Below are 14,377 nucleotides of genomic sequence, written 5' to 3'. Positions count from 1 at the left end.
GCACGCTGCCGTTCCGCTGACTGCGAAGACCCCCTCCTGCGGGCGTCCGCAGGAGGAGGTCTCCGTGGTGTCAGGTCGCCAAGGGGGCGGCACGGTGCGGTTTGCTCAGCTCAGGGCCTTCGCTTCGATGAACGCACGGAGCTCCTGCTCGTCGTCTGCCATCTCGGTCCGGTGCTGCGGAGCATCGAGCATGGCGCGCAGCTCCGAGGAGTACTCGAGCTCGACGTCGATCGCCTCGCGGATCGTCTCGGCGAACTTCTGCGGCTTCGCGGTCTCGAGCACGAGCATCGGCACACCCGATTCGAGATTCTCGCGGGCGACCTTGACCCCGTCCGCGGTGTGAGGGTCGATGATGTCGCCCGTCGCCTCGTAGACCGCCTTGATGGTCGCGAGTCGGTCGGCGTGGGTCGAGGTGCCGCTGACGATGCCGAACTCGTCGACGAAACGAGCCAGGTCGGCGGTGAAATCGAAGAAGCCCTGGGTGTCGAGATCCTGCCAGGCCTTGACCACGCGTGCGGCATCGCGCCCGACGAGCTCGAAGATGAAGCGCTCGAGGTTCGAGGCCTTCGAGATGTCCATCGACGGGCTCGAGGTGGCGAGCGTCTGCGCCGCGCTGCGGGGCCGGTAGACACCGGTGCGGAAGAACTCGTCGAGCACGTTGTTCTCATTGGCGGCGAGCACGAGCCGACGGATCGGGAGGCCCATCTGCTTCGCGAAGAACCCCGAGAGGATGTTGCCGAAGTTCCCCGACGGCACGGTGAACGAGACCTCGGTCCAGCCGCCGGCATCCGTCGCGCGCAGCCATGCCCAGAAGTAGTAGACGACCTGAGCGGTGATGCGGGCGAGGTTGATCGAGTTGACGGCGCCGAGGTGCTGGGCCCGCTTGAAGTCGAGATCGCCTGCGAGCGACTTGACGAGGTTCTGGCAGTCGTCGAACACGCCGTCGACCACGATGTTGTGGATGTTCTCGTCGGCGAGCGAGAACATCTGCGCACGCTGGAACGCGCTCATGCGTCCCTTCGGAGACAGCATGAAGACCGAGATGCGGTCCTTGCCGCGCAGCGCGTGCTCGGCAGCCGATCCCGTGTCTCCGGAGGTCGCGCCGAGGATGTTCAGGACAGAGCCCTTGCGCTCCAGCGCGTACTCGACGACCTGGCCGAGGAACTGCATGGCCATGTCCTTGAACGCCAGCGTCGGGCCCTCGGAGAGACCCACGAGCGTGAGGTCGTCATCGATCGAGCGCAGCGGCACGACCTCTTCGGGGAACTGGTCGTATGCAGCCGCGGTCATGCGCGCGAGATCGGCACGGGGGATGTCCGTCGCGAACAACGCGAGCACCTCGGTCGCGAGCTGCGGGTAGGTCAGCGCCCGCCAGCGCTCGAGAGTCTCACCGTCGACCGTCGGCATGGTCTCGGGCACGGCGAGCCCGCCGTCTGTCGCGAGCCCTTCGAGCAGGGTCTCGCAGTACGGCAGCGGCTGCATGCCGCCTCGGGTGGAGATGTACTGCACGGGAGCTCCTCGGTTCGGGATCGGCACGGGGCTTCCATTCTCGCAGGTGGCCGCGGGGTGGTTGCACGGCCACCACGCGCACTCACGACATAGCGCGTTCGTCGCGCGGAGGCAATGGTATTTCCCTGTGAGCTCGGATCTCTTAGCGTGGACCCCATCAACAGAACAGGAGCCCTCATGACTGCGAAGACCCATACCGCGCATGACCACAAGCCCGCCGACGGCCAGGCTCCCACGACAGCCTCCACGCCGGCCGAGCCCCTCTACGAACGTGTCGACCTCGATCGGTACGTCGTGCTCCACGAAGGTCCCGTCGGATACGTCGAGCACGTGCATCCGGTCTTCGTCTGCTACGTGGGCCACCCCTATCATCACGCCGATGAGATCGCTCAGGTGTATGACTTCCACGACGCTGTGCGGACTGTTCTGCACCGCGCCGTCTCGAAGCGGCGCGCTCAGTGAGCCGCGAGATCTGGCCCGGTTCCCCCTACCCGCTCGGTGCGACCTTCGATGGCCAGGGCGCGAACTTCGCCCTGTTCAGCGAAGGCGCCGAGAAGGTCGAGCTGTGTCTGTTCGATGACGACGGCAACGAAGAGCGGATCGCGCTCGAAGAGGTCGACGCGTACGTGTGGCACGGGTATCTGCCCTCGGTTCAGCCGGGGCAGCTGTACGGATACCGCGTGCACGGCACCTACGACCCCGCCCAGGGAAAGCGATTCAACCCGAACAAGCTCCTTCTCGACCCCTACGCGAAGTCGGTCGCAGGTCGTGTGGAGTGGGGACAGCCGCTGTTCGGCTACGACTTCGGCGACCCCGACTCCCGCAACGACGAGGACTCCGCCGCGACGATGGTGAAGGGCGTGGTCGTGAACCCGTTCTTCGAATGGGCGGGCGACCGCCTTCCGAAGATCCCCTACGCGCAGACCGTGATCTACGAAGCGCACGTCAAGGGACTCACGCAGCTGCACCCCGATGTCCCCGAGGAGCTGCGCGGCACATATGCGGCGATCGGTCACCCGTCGGTCATCGCGCATCTCGTGCACCTCGGAGTCACCGCGATCGAGCTGATGCCGGTGCACCAGTTCATCTACGACTCGACGCTCGAAGAGAAGGGCCTCACGAACTACTGGGGCTACAACACCCTCGCGTTCTTCGCGCCGCACAACGACTACTCCTCCAGCGGGCAGCACGGTCAGCAGGTGCAGGAGTTCAAGGCCATGGTGCGCGCGCTCCATGCAGCAGGCATCGAGGTCATCCTCGACGTGGTCTACAACCACACCGCCGAGGGAAACCACATGGGGCCGATGCTCTCGATGCGGGGCATCGACAACGAGGCGTACTACCGCCTCGAAGAGGACCGCCGCTATTACACCGACTACACAGGCACAGGGAACAGCCTCAACGCGGGCAACCCGCATGCGCTGCAGCTGATCATGGACTCGCTGCGGTACTGGGTGACCGAGATGCACGTCGACGGCTTCCGCTTCGACCTCGCCTCGACCCTCGCGCGCGAGTTCTACGACGTCGATCGACTGGCAGCCTTCTTCGAGCTCGTGCAGCAGGATCCGATCGTCTCGCAGGTGAAGCTCATCGCCGAGCCGTGGGACGTCGGTCCGGGCGGATATCAGGTCGGCAACTTCCCCCCGCAGTGGACGGAGTGGAACGGCAAGTACCGCGACACGGTGCGCGACTTCTGGCGTGGCGAGCCTCAGGCGCTCGGCGAGTTCGCCTCCCGCCTCACCGGGTCGGCCGACCTCTACGAGCATTCCGGTCGCCGCCCTGTGGCGTCGATCAACTTCGTGACCGCGCACGACGGCTTCACGCTGCGCGACCTCGTGTCGTACAACGAGAAGCACAACGACGCGAACGGCGAGGACAACAACGACGGAGAGTCCCACAACCGCTCAGACAACCACGGCGCGGAGGGTCCTACCGAGGACGAGGGGATCAACCGCATACGTGCTCGTCAGCAGCGCAACTTCCTGGCGACTCTGCTGCTGTCGCAGGGAGTGCCGATGATCGCGCACGGCGACGAGCTCGGCCGCACCCAGGACGGCAACAACAACGGCTACGCACAGGACAACGAGCTCACCTGGGTCGACTGGGAATCGGCCGACCTGCCGCTCGTGGAGTTCACTGCAGCCGTGGCCAGGCTTCGCCGCGACCACCCGACGTTCCGACGCAGCCGCTTCTTCGACGGGCGTCCGGTGCGGTCGGACGACGGCGAGCGCGTGCCCGACGTCGTCTGGCTGCGTCCGGATGGCCGCCGCATGGAACCGGAGGACTGGGATTCCGGATTCGGTCTCGCGATCGGAGTCTTCCTCAACGGTCAGGGGATCCGCGAGAAGGACCGGCGGGGTCGCCCCGTCACCGATCAGAACTTCCTCGTCTACTTCAACAGTGGGACGGATGCCGTCGAGCTCGCGCTGCCCGATGAGCGGCACGGCCATGCGTGGGAGGTCATGATCGACACCGCGGGCGAGCGAGCCGATGGCGGATCGCTGGATCCGGGTGCGTCGGTCCCGCTCGAGGCCCACTCGCTCCTCGTGCTGCGTGACGTCGACCGGACGGTGGTGTCGACGGACAATTCGGTCGAAGCGTCGCTGCGCATTCAGACCGAGCAGGCCGAGGCCCCGGCGCCGGCCCCCACCCCGGAGCTGCCTCGATGACGTATCGCCCGCTCTCGACCTATCGTCTGCAGATCCGGTCAGGCTTCACGCTCGACGATGCGGCATCGGTCACGAAGTACCTGGCCGATCTCGGCGCGTCGTGGGCCTACCTGTCGCCGCTCCTGGCCGCCGTGCCCGGGTCGGACCACGGCTACGACGTCGTCGACCACTCCCGAGTGGATGACGACCGCGGCGGCCCCGACGGCCTGAAGCGGTTCGCCGCCGCCGCGCGAGAAGCCGGACTCGGCATCCTCGTCGACATCGTGCCGAACCACGTCGGCGTGGCAATCCCCCGCGCCAACGTCTGGTGGTGGGATCTGCTGAGACTCGGACGCACGTCACGTCATGCGGTGGCGTTCGACATCGACCGGCGACTGTCGGAGGGGCGGGTGCGTCTGCCGATCCTTGGTTCGTCGCTCTCAGAGGTCCTCGAGTCCGGTGACATCGTGGTCGACACCACTCCCGCCGACGACGCCCCCGACGGAACGCTGTCGTACTTCGACCATGTGCTGCCGTTGGCGCCGGGCTCCGGTGAGTTCGCGGAAGACCTGCCGAGGCTCCTGGAGACCCAGCACTACGAGCTGCGGTTCTGGGAAGACCAGAACACCGACCTCGACTACCGCCGCTTCTTCGCCGTCTCGGAGCTCGCCGGCATCCGCGTCGAGATCCCCGATGTCTTCGACGAGTCGCATGTCGAGATCGCACGGTGGATCACCGATGGTCTGGCCGACGGCCTGCGGGTCGACCACCCCGACGGACTGACAGACCCCGGCGGCTACCTCGAGCGACTCGCGGACATCACGGGCGGCGCATACACGGTCGTGGAGAAGATCCTCGAGCCCGGCGAGCAGCTGCCCTCGTGGTGGCGCACCGACGGCACGACCGGATACGACGCGATGGGCGAGATCGACCGCGTCCTGATCAACGGCGACGGAGTCGCAGCCCTCGACCGACTCGATGAGCGGTTGCGCTCGGAGACCGGTCTGCCCGCGGCGGAGCCGTGGCACGACCTGATCCATACGACCAAGCGGATGATCGCCGACGAGCTGCTGCAGTCCGAGGTGCGCCGCCTGGTGCGGGCGCTGCCGTTCGGTGTGGTCGGCGCAGAAGACGCGCTGGCCGAGATCGTGGCGAGCTTCCCCGTCTACAGGGCGTATCTGCCGGCGGGGCGCGAGCACGTGCAGCACGCGATCGACGACGCCTCGCGCCGACGCCCCGACCTCGCGGCCTCGATCGCAGAGCTGACCCCGCTGCTGCTCGACACGACTCTCGAGGTGTCGGAGCGCTTTCCTCAGGTGACAGGCGCCGTCATGGCCAAGGGTGTGGAGGACACCGCGTTCTACCGCCAGACCCGGCTCGGAACCCTGACAGAGGTCGGCGGCGACCCGTCGATCACCTCCGTCTCGGTCGACGAGTTCCATGACGCACAGCGAGCGCGACTGGCGTCGTGGCCGCACTCTCTCACCGCGCTGTCGACCCACGACACGAAGCGATCCGAAGACGTCCGCGCACGCCTCTCGGTGCTCGCAGAGGTTCCGGATCGATGGGCCGAGGTCCTGACCGATCTTCGGGCCGTCGCGTCGACCGGACACGGCCCGCTCGATTCGCTGCTCTGGCAGGCGGCGGTGGGAGCCTGGCCGATCTCATCGGAGCGACTGCTCGCCTACGGCCTGAAGGCGGCGCGCGAAGCCGCGGAGTCGACCGGATGGCAGCATCCCGACCTCGAGTTCGAGAAGGGCATCGAATCGATCGCGCACGCGGCGAACGGAGATGCCCGCGCGACCCTCGAGGCGTTCGTGGGCGAGATCGTCGATCACGGCCGGGTGAACTCGCTGTCCGCGAAGCTTCTGCAGCTCGCAGCCCCCGGTGTGCCGGACGTCTATCAGGGCACCGAACTGTGGGATCACTCCCTCGTCGACCCCGACAACCGGCGGCCCGTGGACTTCGCCGAACGATCGGCGATGCTCCGGCGACTCGATGAGGACGTCGCCCGCGGCGTCCTCCCCCCTGTCGACGACTCGGGTCTCGCGAAGATGCTCCTCACCTCTCGCGCGCTGCGTCTGCGCAGAGACAACCGCGAGCTGTTCTACCGGTATCGCCCCGGTGGCGTCGCCGGGGAGGCATCGGATCATGCGGTCGCCATGGACCGGGGCGGCGTGCTCGCCGTGGCGACGCGTCTGCCCGCAGGACTCGCCCGTCGAGGTGGCTGGGGCGACACCGTGCTGCTGCGGCGCGAGCTGCCCGCGACCGACGCGATCACGGGGCGTCGGTTCGACCGTGGGCCGATCCGTCTCGCCGACCTTCTCGACACCTATCCGGTGGCGCTCCTGGTGGATGAGCGATGATCTCGGTCTGGGCTCCGCGCGTCGACAGGGTGCAGCTGCGGCGTCTCACCCCCGCCTGCACGACGATCTCGGAGCACGATCTCGATCCGGCGGATGACGGGTCCGGGTGGTGGCGCACGGATGTGGCGATGGCCGAGGGCGAGCGCTACGGCTTCCTGCTCGGCGACAGCACCGAGCTGCGCCCCGACCCTCGGTCGCGCCGACAGCCTCGAGGCGTGCACGGGCCCTCGGCCCTGTTCGACCCCGCCCGCTTCGAGTGGACCGACACCGGCTGGAGCGGACGGCCGCTCGACGGCGGTGTGATCTACGAGCTGCACGTCGGCACGTTCACGCCCGAGGGGACACTCGACTCGCTCGCCGGGCATCTCGATCACCTCGTCGAGCTCGGCATCACCCATGTCGAGCTTCTTCCGGTCAACGCGTTCAGCGGTGAGTGGAACTGGGGATACGACGGCGTGCTCTGGTACGCCGTGCACGAGGGGTACGGGGGCCCGGCCGCGTATCAGCGGCTCGTCGATTCCGCTCATGCACGCGGCATCGCGGTGATCCAGGACGTGGTCTACAACCACCTCGGCCCGAGCGGCAACTACCTGCCCGAGTTCGGCCCCTACCTGCGCGAAGGCGAGCACACCGCGTGGGGCGACTCGGTGAACCTCGATGAACCGGCCGTGCGCGAGTACATCATCGAGAACGCCCTGATGTGGCTGCGTGACTTCCACGTCGACGGTCTGCGTCTCGACGCCGTGCACGCCCTGCACGACGAGAGCACACCGCATCTGCTGCACGAGCTGTCCGAGCGAGTGGATGCGCTGGCGCGTGAGGTCGACCGCCCCCTGAGCCTGATCGCCGAGTCCGATCTCAACGACCCCGTCATGGTCGTCCCCCGCGAGGACGGTGGATACGGTCTCACCGCTCAGTGGTCGGACGACTGGCACCACGCCGTGCACGTCGCGCTCACCGGCGAGACCGACGGGTACTACGCCGATTTCGCGGCACCGGATGCTGTCGCGAAGGTCACCCAGGACGGGTTCTTCCACGACGGCACGTATTCGTCGTTCCGCGGGCGAGCGCACGGCGCCCCGCTGCCGCCGAGCGTTCCCGCCTGGCGTCTGGTCACGTTCGCGCAGGATCATGACCAGATCGGCAACCGCGCGGCCGGAGACCGGCTGACGGCGTCGCTGTCATCCGACCGGCTCGCCGTCGCCGCGGTGCTGACGCTGACAGCGCCGGGCACCCCGATGCTGTTCATGGGCGAGGAATGGGGAGCATCGACTCCCTGGCAGTTCTTCACGTCTCACAAGGAACCCGAGCTCGCCCGGGCCACGGCGGAGGGCCGGATCGCCGAATTCGCGCGGATGGGATGGGACCCGGCCGCTGTGCCCGACCCCCAGGACCCTGCGACCTTCGAGAGGTCGCGGCTGGACTGGAGCGAGCTCGAATCGCCGCACCATGCTCGGATGCTCGATCTGTATCGACGTCTGATCGCGCTGCGACGGGAGGTGCCCGAACTGACCGACCCCGAGATGTCGCACAACGTCGTCTCGGTCTCTCATCTCAAGGGCGCACCAGAGCACCGGGCCTACCGCATCGAGCGGGGTGAGCTCGCGGTGCTCGTGAACCTCACCACGGAGGAGGTGGAGTTCGACCTCGGCCCCGACTCGCGGATCCTGCTGGAGACGGCACCCGGCCGGATGGTGGCACGGACCATCGCGCTGCCGCCCGAGTCAGCGGCGATCGTCGCGCCGCCGCGCTGAACCGTCTCAGGCGCCGAGCACCTTCTCGAAGCACAGTGAGAGATCGCTGCCGACGTAGTGCCCGAACAGCGGAATCGGCACGTACCCTTCGCGCTGGTAGAAGCGCACGGCATCCGGCTGAGCGGTGCCGGTCTCGAGCACCAGAGACCGGATGCCGAGCTGTCGCGCCTCCGTCTCGAGGGCGCGGAGCAGGGCGACGGCCGCCCCTGTTCCGCGCGCGGACGGCGCCGCATACATCCGCTTGATCTCTGCGACATCCGATCCGAGGACCTCCGGATGCAAGGGTCTGAGACCGCCGCACACGACGGCGTGACCGCCACCGTCCCTCGCCACGAGGAAGACCGGCACATCGTCGGCCGAGGGGATGACGCCCGGCTCGTGGTCATCGCTGCCGTACCGCGCGTCCAGCTCTCTGCGTTGAGCGGCTCTGAGCCGCTCTGCGTCCGGATGCGACCACGCCACTCGCTCGACCGTCACGTCCATGTCGTCCCTTCGATTCGGTGCCAGCGCCGTTCACGATATCGAGGGGAGATTTCGCAGATGTTGCCGATCCGCACCGATTCAGGATTCTCTGAATTCAGATTTCTGTGTACTGTTGTTGCGTGACCCTCACCGCCTCGCTCACCCATACCGCCGCGGTCGCCCGCCTCGGGCATGCACTGTCGGACGCGACTCGGGCAGGCATCCTGCTCGCCCTCCGAGACGCCCCCGCCTATCCCTCCGACCTCGCGGACGAGCTCGGGGTCAGCCGTCAGCTCCTGTCGAATCACCTCGCCTGTCTGCGGGGATGCGGTCTCGTCGAGAGCGCCGCCGACGGACGCCGCAGCCGCTATGCGCTCGCAGACCCGCACCTCGCCACAGCCCTCGACGAGCTGATGCGCGTCATGCTGATCGTCGACCCCGGCTGCTGCGACGGAGACGGGTGCAGCTGCTGATGTCGGTGACCGCCCTCACCCCCGATCGGCGTGCGACGCTGCATCGCCGCATCCGGCTCATCGTGGCCTTCACGATCGTCTACAACGTGATCGAGGCCGTCGTCGCGATCGCCGCGGGGTCGGCCGCCTCGTCTGCCGCGCTGATCGGGTTCGGACTCGACTCGAGCATCGAGGTGCTGTCGGCCGCCGCCGTCGCCTGGCAGTTCACCCGCCGCGATCCCGAGCGCTGGGAGAAGCCCACCTTGCGAGTGATCGCCGTGGCTTTCTTCGCGCTCGCGGTCTATGTCACTGCGTCGTCTGCGCTGTCTCTGCTCGGCGGAGACCGGCCCGAGCACAGCGCTGTCGGTCTCGTGCTGACCGCGCTCAGTGTGGTGATCATGCCGCTCGTGTCGTTCGCCGAGCGACGGGCGGGTGTCGAGATCGGATCCGCCACGGCGGTCGCCGACTCGAAGCAGACTCTGATCTGCACCTACCTGTCGGCCGCGGTGCTCATCGGACTGGCCCTCAACAGCCTGTTCGGCTGGTGGTGGGCGGATGCCGTCGCCGGACTCGTCATCGCGATCTTCGCCGTTCGAGAGGGCCTCGAGGCATGGAAGGGCGACGCCTGCGCGACCTCGGTCGGCATGATCCTGGAAGACGAGCACGCTCGTCACACGCACGACGACGCACGTCATGAGCACTGACTCAGGAAGAAGTTCAGCGAGATCCTGACCTCAGCGTCACTTTCGGTCGACTTCGGGGTCTTGCACATGAGACCTGAAGTCGGCCTGGGGGAACATGAGCCCGCTTCCGGTCTGAGCCGCACTCTCCCCTGTTGAGCGGCTCGCGGGTGGGGCACCTCCCACAGCCCCACCCGCCCTCCTGCTCGTCACGGGCTCGGCGCGCTGGTGTCAGATCCAGCCGCGCTCCTCGGCCATCAGCACCGCCTGCTGCCGTGTGCCCACCGACAGTTTCGCGAGCACCGCGGAGATGTGGTTGCGCACCGTGCCCGGGGCGAGGGACAAAGCCCTCGCGATCTGGGTCGTGGTCTCACCACGACGCCCCGCACGCAGCACGTCCAGCTCACGATCGGTGAGGGGCGAACGCTCATCGCTCAGCGCGTCGGCCGCGATCTCGGGATCGACATAGCGAGCTCCCGCCGCGACCCTGCGGATCACATCGGCGACCTGATCGGCGCCTCGGGACTTCGGGAGGAAACCTGCGACGCCCGATGCGAGCGCGCGCCGCAGCACCCCTGGGCGGGCGTGACGGGTGACCACGACGCAGCGCGTGACGATCGCCCGGTTCAGCCGCTCGGCGACCTCGACGCCGTCGAGCCCCGGCATCTCGAGGTCCAGCAGGCAGACATCGGGGGTCAACCTGAGCGCGGCAGCGAGCGCCTGCTCTCCGTCGGCGCACTCGGCCACCACCTCGATGTCTCCCTCGAGGCGCAGCAGCGCGGCGAGAGCCGAACGGATCATGCCCTCATCGTCCGCGAGGAGCACCCGGATCATCGCGTGTCCTCCTCGTCAGCAGGCTGCATCTCAGATGCCGGCACCGTCACCGAGACGATGAACTCACCGGCGTCCTCGCGGATCTCCAGAGTTCCGCCCGCTTCCGAGATGCGTCGTCTGACCCCGTCGAGCCCCGACCCCACCGGCTCTCCCCCGACGCCGGCCGCCACATCGTTCGCGACCTCGTAACGCCAGCCGTCGGCGACCCGGCGGAGGGCGAGACGCGCGCGGCGCCCGGCGCCGTGCCGCAAGACGTTGGTCGTGGTCTCCCTGATCACGGGTCCGAGAGCCGACGATGGCGCGTCGTCGGCGTCCGGTGCGATATCGGCCTCGACGTCGAGTCCGGCCGCGGCGAGCAGATCTCGCGCATTCGCGACCTCGTCGCCCAACGGCACCGAACGGAAGCGGGTCGCAAGGTCGCGGGTGCCCTGCCGCGCTTCGTCGACACTAACCCTGGCTGCCTGCAGCTGCTCCAGAGCCGCACCGGGGTCGATCCCCATGAGTCGCTCGGCCAGTTCGAGCTGCAAGGCGATCACCTGCAGGTGGTGCCCCTGCAGGTCGTGCACATCCGTGGCGACGCGCAGCCGCTCCTGCGTCGCAGCGAGTCTCGACTCGGATGCCCTGGCGCGGTCGACGGTGACGAGCACATCCCACCACCAGAGGGAGCTGACCGACATCGCCGGGATGAGTATCGCGTAGAGCGCGGGGATCCAGCCGGCGACGCCGATGTCTGCAGCGCCCCTCGCCGCGTCGACGAAAGCGACGAGAACGAGCAGCAGGGTGGCGAGCGCGACGATCCGCAGGCGGATGCCCTTGGGCCAGTTGAGCAGCACCACCGACTGAGCAATGGGCATGATGGCGAGCAGCCAGCTGTCGATCGCCAGCCCGCCTGCGACGCCATAGCCGACCGCCATCAGCAGTGGTAGCGCGATGCGCGTCCAGGCGATTCCGGGCTCCGCGTCGAGCCGGTGGCGATACCCGGCGAGCAGCACCATCGTCGAGGCCCACCAGACGAGGCCTCCCAGACCCACGATGAGCGGAGCCGCCGTGTCGCCCGGAACGGCAAGGGCCTGCAGACTCCAGACCAGCACCAGGAACAGCTCGAGGAAGACGACGGCCGAGAATGTGTACCACCAGGTCGCGGTGATGCCGCGGGCGAGTTGGCGCGCGCCGGGCGGCGGGTCGCCGGAGTGGTCGACGACCGGAGAAGTGCTGCTCATGCCCCCAGAGTACGGGCGTGACACATGTCACGGATGCCGCGGGCGAACCACCCGGAAAGCAGTGACGCTGCGACACTGCCGCGGTCCGGCGAAAGGCGGTGGACTGGATGTATCGCGACGGAGACACCGTCGCTCAGACCGGCAGGAGCCACCCATGAATCTCATCGAGACCTTCCAGGGCTTCGTCGCCCAGGTGCCCGAACTCGTCCAGCCGCTCATCGTCGCCCTCGCCGGGGCAATCCCCTTCATCGAGGGTGAGGGTGCCGTGTCGATCGGCATCATCGGCGGCATCCACCCGGTGATCGCGGCGATCGCGGCGATCATCGGCAACTTCCTCTGCGTCGCTGTGCTCGTCATCGCCAGCTCGGGGGCGCGCACAGCGATCGTGAACCGGTCGCGCAGCCGGCAGGCTGTGGTCGCCGGCGGCGGAGCCGTCGAGACGGTTCCCGCCGACTCCGCGGATTCCGACCGCGGCAGCGCCCGCCGCGAGAAGTTCCAGCGGGCCTTCGAGCGCTACGGCGTGCCGGGCGTCAGCCTGCTCGGCCCGCTGCTCCTGCCCACGCATTTCACGGCCACGATGCTCGCCGCGTCGGGCGTCGGCAAAGTCCGCATCCTCGTCTGGCAGGCTGTCGCGATCATCGGCTGGACCACGATCGTGGCTGTGATCGTCGGCGGCGCCGTCTACGCGATCCGCTGATCCCCGGCGCCGCACGCACGGAAGCCCACCCGCGAAGAGCGGGTGGGCTTCCGTGCGTGTCTGACGTCAGCGACGTCCGGCGCTCGACCGTCGCTTCGCGGCGATACCTGTAGCCAGTCCGCCACCGACGATCAGCGCGAATGCGAGGGACAGGAACGCTGCACCCGATTCGCCTCCCGTCAGCGCCAGCCCGCCGGGGGCCGCGATCGGGCTCGGCATCGGAGTCGGCGTCACCACCGGTGACGGCGTCGGAGTCGGGGTCACGACCGGTGTCGGCGTCACCACCGGTGTCGGAGTCGGCGTCGGCGTCACGACCGGCACCGGGTTGGCGATGTTGGTCAGGGTCAGCTCGACACCGGCAGTGGTCTGCGGTGTCACCTCGTAGGTGCCGTCGCCGCCGTCGACGACGCCCTCTCCGGCGATCGTCCATTCACCCCACGTCACGCCCTGGATCTCCGGCAGATCGATCTCCTCGATCACGAAGGTCGATCCGAGGGGCGCACGCGCGCTGACCACCGGCTGCTCCACGGGAACCGACATCGTGGCGGGCGGGGCATCCGATCCCTTGACCGAGTACCGCACCGTGTAGGTCGCGTCGCGCACGGCGTCCGCCTGTGCACCGGTGATCTGCTTCGTGATCGAGAACGTCGTGTAGGCGACACCGCTGCCGTCGCCCCCACCGGACTCGACGACCGTGTGGGTCGCCGACGTCTCGAAGGTGTCGACGATCGCGTGGTTGCCGAAGATGTCACCATCGGCCACGGGTGCGTCTGCCTGCGTGAAGTAGACCAGCTCGTATGCGAACCCTCCGGCCGGCAGACCGGACGCCACGAACTCGAACGAGCGCCCGTCGTCTGCCAGGTCGATCACGTAGGCCGAAGGGTCGACCTCGCTCGCGTCCCCGACCAGCGCGCCGTTCACGACCGCACGCTGAACCAGCTTCACGTCGCCGGTGTAGTGATGCCCCGTGAGTCCCGCGTCGAGCGTGTCGGTGATCGTGAACGACCCATCATCGACATAGCCGCTCGGAATCCCGATGACCCACTTCAGCAGTCCATCGGTCGCGGTCTCCCCGCCGTACTTGTAGGGCTCTTCCTGTTCGGCCGGGTCTTCGGGCACCACTCCGCCGTCGCCGGGGAGATCGACGATCTCGACCGTGTCGCCCAGGTCGAACTCGACCGTCTCGCTGGTCGTCGTCTGCGAGGCCCGTGCCTCCATCCAGAACGTGCCTCCGACCTTCTCGAGACCCTCGACCGCTTCGGTGAGAGTGCAGACCATGTCGGGCCCGCCACCCGCCGCCACGGCGCAGTTCGCCATGACCAGACCCGTCACGGGATCGGCGATGGCGAACTCCCCGGCGGACTGCCGACTGAACTCAGCGGGGAGCGTCATCCCGAAGGTCTCCCCCGCCTGTGCTCCGGCCGGCACTGTCCACTTACCGGAGATCCTCACGTTCTGCCACTGCACGAGCGGCCCGCCACCGTGCTGATTCTCGAGGGACACACCGCTTATCGCGCCGGGATACGTCACCGTCGGAGCCGCGGTGGCCGGAACAGCAGACCCCAGAAGTCCGGTCACCGCCATGACCATCCCCACGATCATCGCCGCGATGCCCCGACCTCGCGTCTTCGCTCCCCCGGTCGTCTTCGCCTCGCCTGTCGTCCTTCTGCGCGCACGCACGAAACCACGCTCCCCAGTCATCGTCTTCCCCATCCGATTCGAGTCGCTCCCAGTCGCGACCCATCTAAGAGATCA

At 68.0% G+C, this 14,377-nt stretch carries 12 protein-coding genes; 7 read left to right on the top strand and 5 right to left on the bottom strand.

The genetic code is table 11. The features are described from left to right. Window positions 1–105: 105 nt before the first annotated feature. Window positions 106–1,509 carry a threonine synthase gene (thrC, locus tag ASF87_RS09625; protein ID WP_056376441.1) on the bottom strand — a complete coding sequence of 468 codons (1,404 nt, stop codon included), beginning with the start codon at window positions 1,507–1,509 and terminating at the stop codon, window positions 106–108. 177 nt (window positions 1,510–1,686) lie between these two features. On the opposite strand from thrC, the gene ASF87_RS09620 reads away from it, so the two are divergent. Genes ASF87_RS09620 through treZ form a run of 4 tightly spaced genes read left to right on the top strand, consistent with a single transcriptional unit; the run spans window position 1,687 to window position 8,277 of the window. Then, on the top strand, window positions 1,687–1,971 hold the full coding sequence (locus ASF87_RS09620; RefSeq protein WP_056375657.1) for a hypothetical protein: 285 nt from the start codon (window positions 1,687–1,689) through the stop codon (window positions 1,969–1,971). Next, a complete protein-coding gene (glgX, locus tag ASF87_RS09615; protein ID WP_056375656.1) occupies window positions 1,968–4,178 on the top strand; it encodes a glycogen debranching protein GlgX in 2,211 nt (736 codons plus the stop codon). Before ASF87_RS09620 ends, glgX begins: the two co-directional genes overlap by 4 nt. After that, window positions 4,175–6,523: a malto-oligosyltrehalose synthase gene (gene treY / locus ASF87_RS09610; protein ID WP_056375655.1), complete on the top strand. Its 2,349-nt coding sequence runs from the start codon at window positions 4,175–4,177 to the stop codon at window positions 6,521–6,523. Before glgX ends, treY begins: the two co-directional genes overlap by 4 nt. Continuing rightward, window positions 6,520–8,277 carry a malto-oligosyltrehalose trehalohydrolase gene (treZ, locus tag ASF87_RS09605; protein WP_056375654.1) on the top strand — a complete coding sequence of 586 codons (1,758 nt, stop codon included), beginning with the start codon at window positions 6,520–6,522 and terminating at the stop codon, window positions 8,275–8,277. Before treY ends, treZ begins: the two co-directional genes overlap by 4 nt. Before the next feature lie 6 nt (window positions 8,278–8,283). Here treZ and ASF87_RS09600 read toward each other — a convergent pair whose 3' ends face one another. After that, a complete protein-coding gene (locus tag ASF87_RS09600; RefSeq protein ID WP_056375653.1) occupies window positions 8,284–8,760 on the bottom strand; it encodes a GNAT family N-acetyltransferase in 477 nt (158 codons plus the stop codon). Window positions 8,761–8,879: 119 nt separating this feature from the next. Between ASF87_RS09600 and ASF87_RS09595 the strand changes: the two genes are divergently transcribed. Both ASF87_RS09595 and ASF87_RS09590 read left to right on the top strand, forming a co-directional pair. Beyond that, on the top strand, window positions 8,880–9,212 hold the full coding sequence (locus tag ASF87_RS09595) for an ArsR/SmtB family transcription factor (RefSeq protein ID WP_157550041.1): 333 nt from the start codon (window positions 8,880–8,882) through the stop codon (window positions 9,210–9,212). Continuing rightward, window positions 9,212–9,895, top strand: a complete 684-nt coding sequence (locus tag ASF87_RS09590) for a cation transporter (protein WP_056376440.1) — start codon at window positions 9,212–9,214, stop codon at window positions 9,893–9,895. The genes ASF87_RS09595 and ASF87_RS09590 overlap by 1 nt, the downstream gene beginning before the upstream one ends. A 207-nt stretch (window positions 9,896–10,102) precedes the next feature. On the opposite strand, the gene ASF87_RS09585 is transcribed toward ASF87_RS09590, so the two are convergent. Then, window positions 10,103–10,705: a response regulator transcription factor gene (locus tag ASF87_RS09585; RefSeq protein WP_042538906.1), complete on the bottom strand. Its 603-nt coding sequence runs from the start codon at window positions 10,703–10,705 to the stop codon at window positions 10,103–10,105. Continuing rightward, window positions 10,702–11,925: a sensor histidine kinase gene (locus ASF87_RS09580; protein WP_056375651.1), complete on the bottom strand. Its 1,224-nt coding sequence runs from the start codon at window positions 11,923–11,925 to the stop codon at window positions 10,702–10,704. The genes ASF87_RS09585 and ASF87_RS09580 overlap by 4 nt, the downstream gene beginning before the upstream one ends. 154 nt (window positions 11,926–12,079) lie before the next feature. Here ASF87_RS09580 and ASF87_RS09575 point away from each other — a divergent pair, with 154 nt between their 5' ends. Next, window positions 12,080–12,622 (top strand): hypothetical protein, encoded by a 543-nt coding sequence (locus ASF87_RS09575; protein ID WP_056375650.1) that lies wholly within the window; start codon window positions 12,080–12,082, stop codon window positions 12,620–12,622. A 66-nt stretch (window positions 12,623–12,688) separates the two neighbouring features. Here the strand turns inward: ASF87_RS09575 and ASF87_RS17790 are convergent, their stop codons facing one another. Next, entirely contained in the window at window positions 12,689–14,323 is a 1,635-nt protein-coding gene (locus tag ASF87_RS17790) for an Ig-like domain-containing protein (RefSeq protein WP_162238681.1), read from the bottom strand. Between the last annotated feature and the right edge of the window lie 54 nt (window positions 14,324–14,377).

It is taken from the genome of Microbacterium sp. Leaf161 (assembly GCF_001423645.1).
Lineage (GTDB): Bacteria > Actinomycetota > Actinomycetes > Actinomycetales > Microbacteriaceae > Microbacterium > Microbacterium forte.
Note: the sequence above shows the minus strand (reverse complement) of the source record. Positions and strands in the feature narration are given on the sequence as shown.

Excerpts from the sequence above, each read along its gene's own strand:
- ASF87_RS09620 (WP_056375657.1), top strand. The coding sequence starts at position 1,687 with ATGACTGCGAAGACCCATACCGCGCATGACCACAAGCCCGCCGACGGC.
- treY (WP_056375655.1), top strand. The coding sequence starts at position 4,175 with ATGACGTATCGCCCGCTCTCGACCTATCGTCTGCAGATCCGGTCAGGC.
- treZ (WP_056375654.1), top strand. The coding sequence starts at position 6,520 with ATGATCTCGGTCTGGGCTCCGCGCGTCGACAGGGTGCAGCTGCGGCGT.
- ASF87_RS09600 (WP_056375653.1), bottom strand. The coding sequence starts at position 8,760 with ATGGACGTGACGGTCGAGCGAGTGGCGTGGTCGCATCCGGACGCAGAG.
- ASF87_RS09590 (WP_056376440.1), top strand. The coding sequence starts at position 9,212 with ATGTCGGTGACCGCCCTCACCCCCGATCGGCGTGCGACGCTGCATCGC.
- ASF87_RS09585 (WP_042538906.1), bottom strand. The coding sequence starts at position 10,705 with ATGATCCGGGTGCTCCTCGCGGACGATGAGGGCATGATCCGTTCGGCT.
- ASF87_RS09580 (WP_056375651.1), bottom strand. The coding sequence starts at position 11,925 with ATGAGCAGCACTTCTCCGGTCGTCGACCACTCCGGCGACCCGCCGCCC.
- ASF87_RS09575 (WP_056375650.1), top strand. The coding sequence starts at position 12,080 with ATGAATCTCATCGAGACCTTCCAGGGCTTCGTCGCCCAGGTGCCCGAA.
- ASF87_RS17790 (WP_162238681.1), bottom strand. The coding sequence starts at position 14,323 with ATGACTGGGGAGCGTGGTTTCGTGCGTGCGCGCAGAAGGACGACAGGC.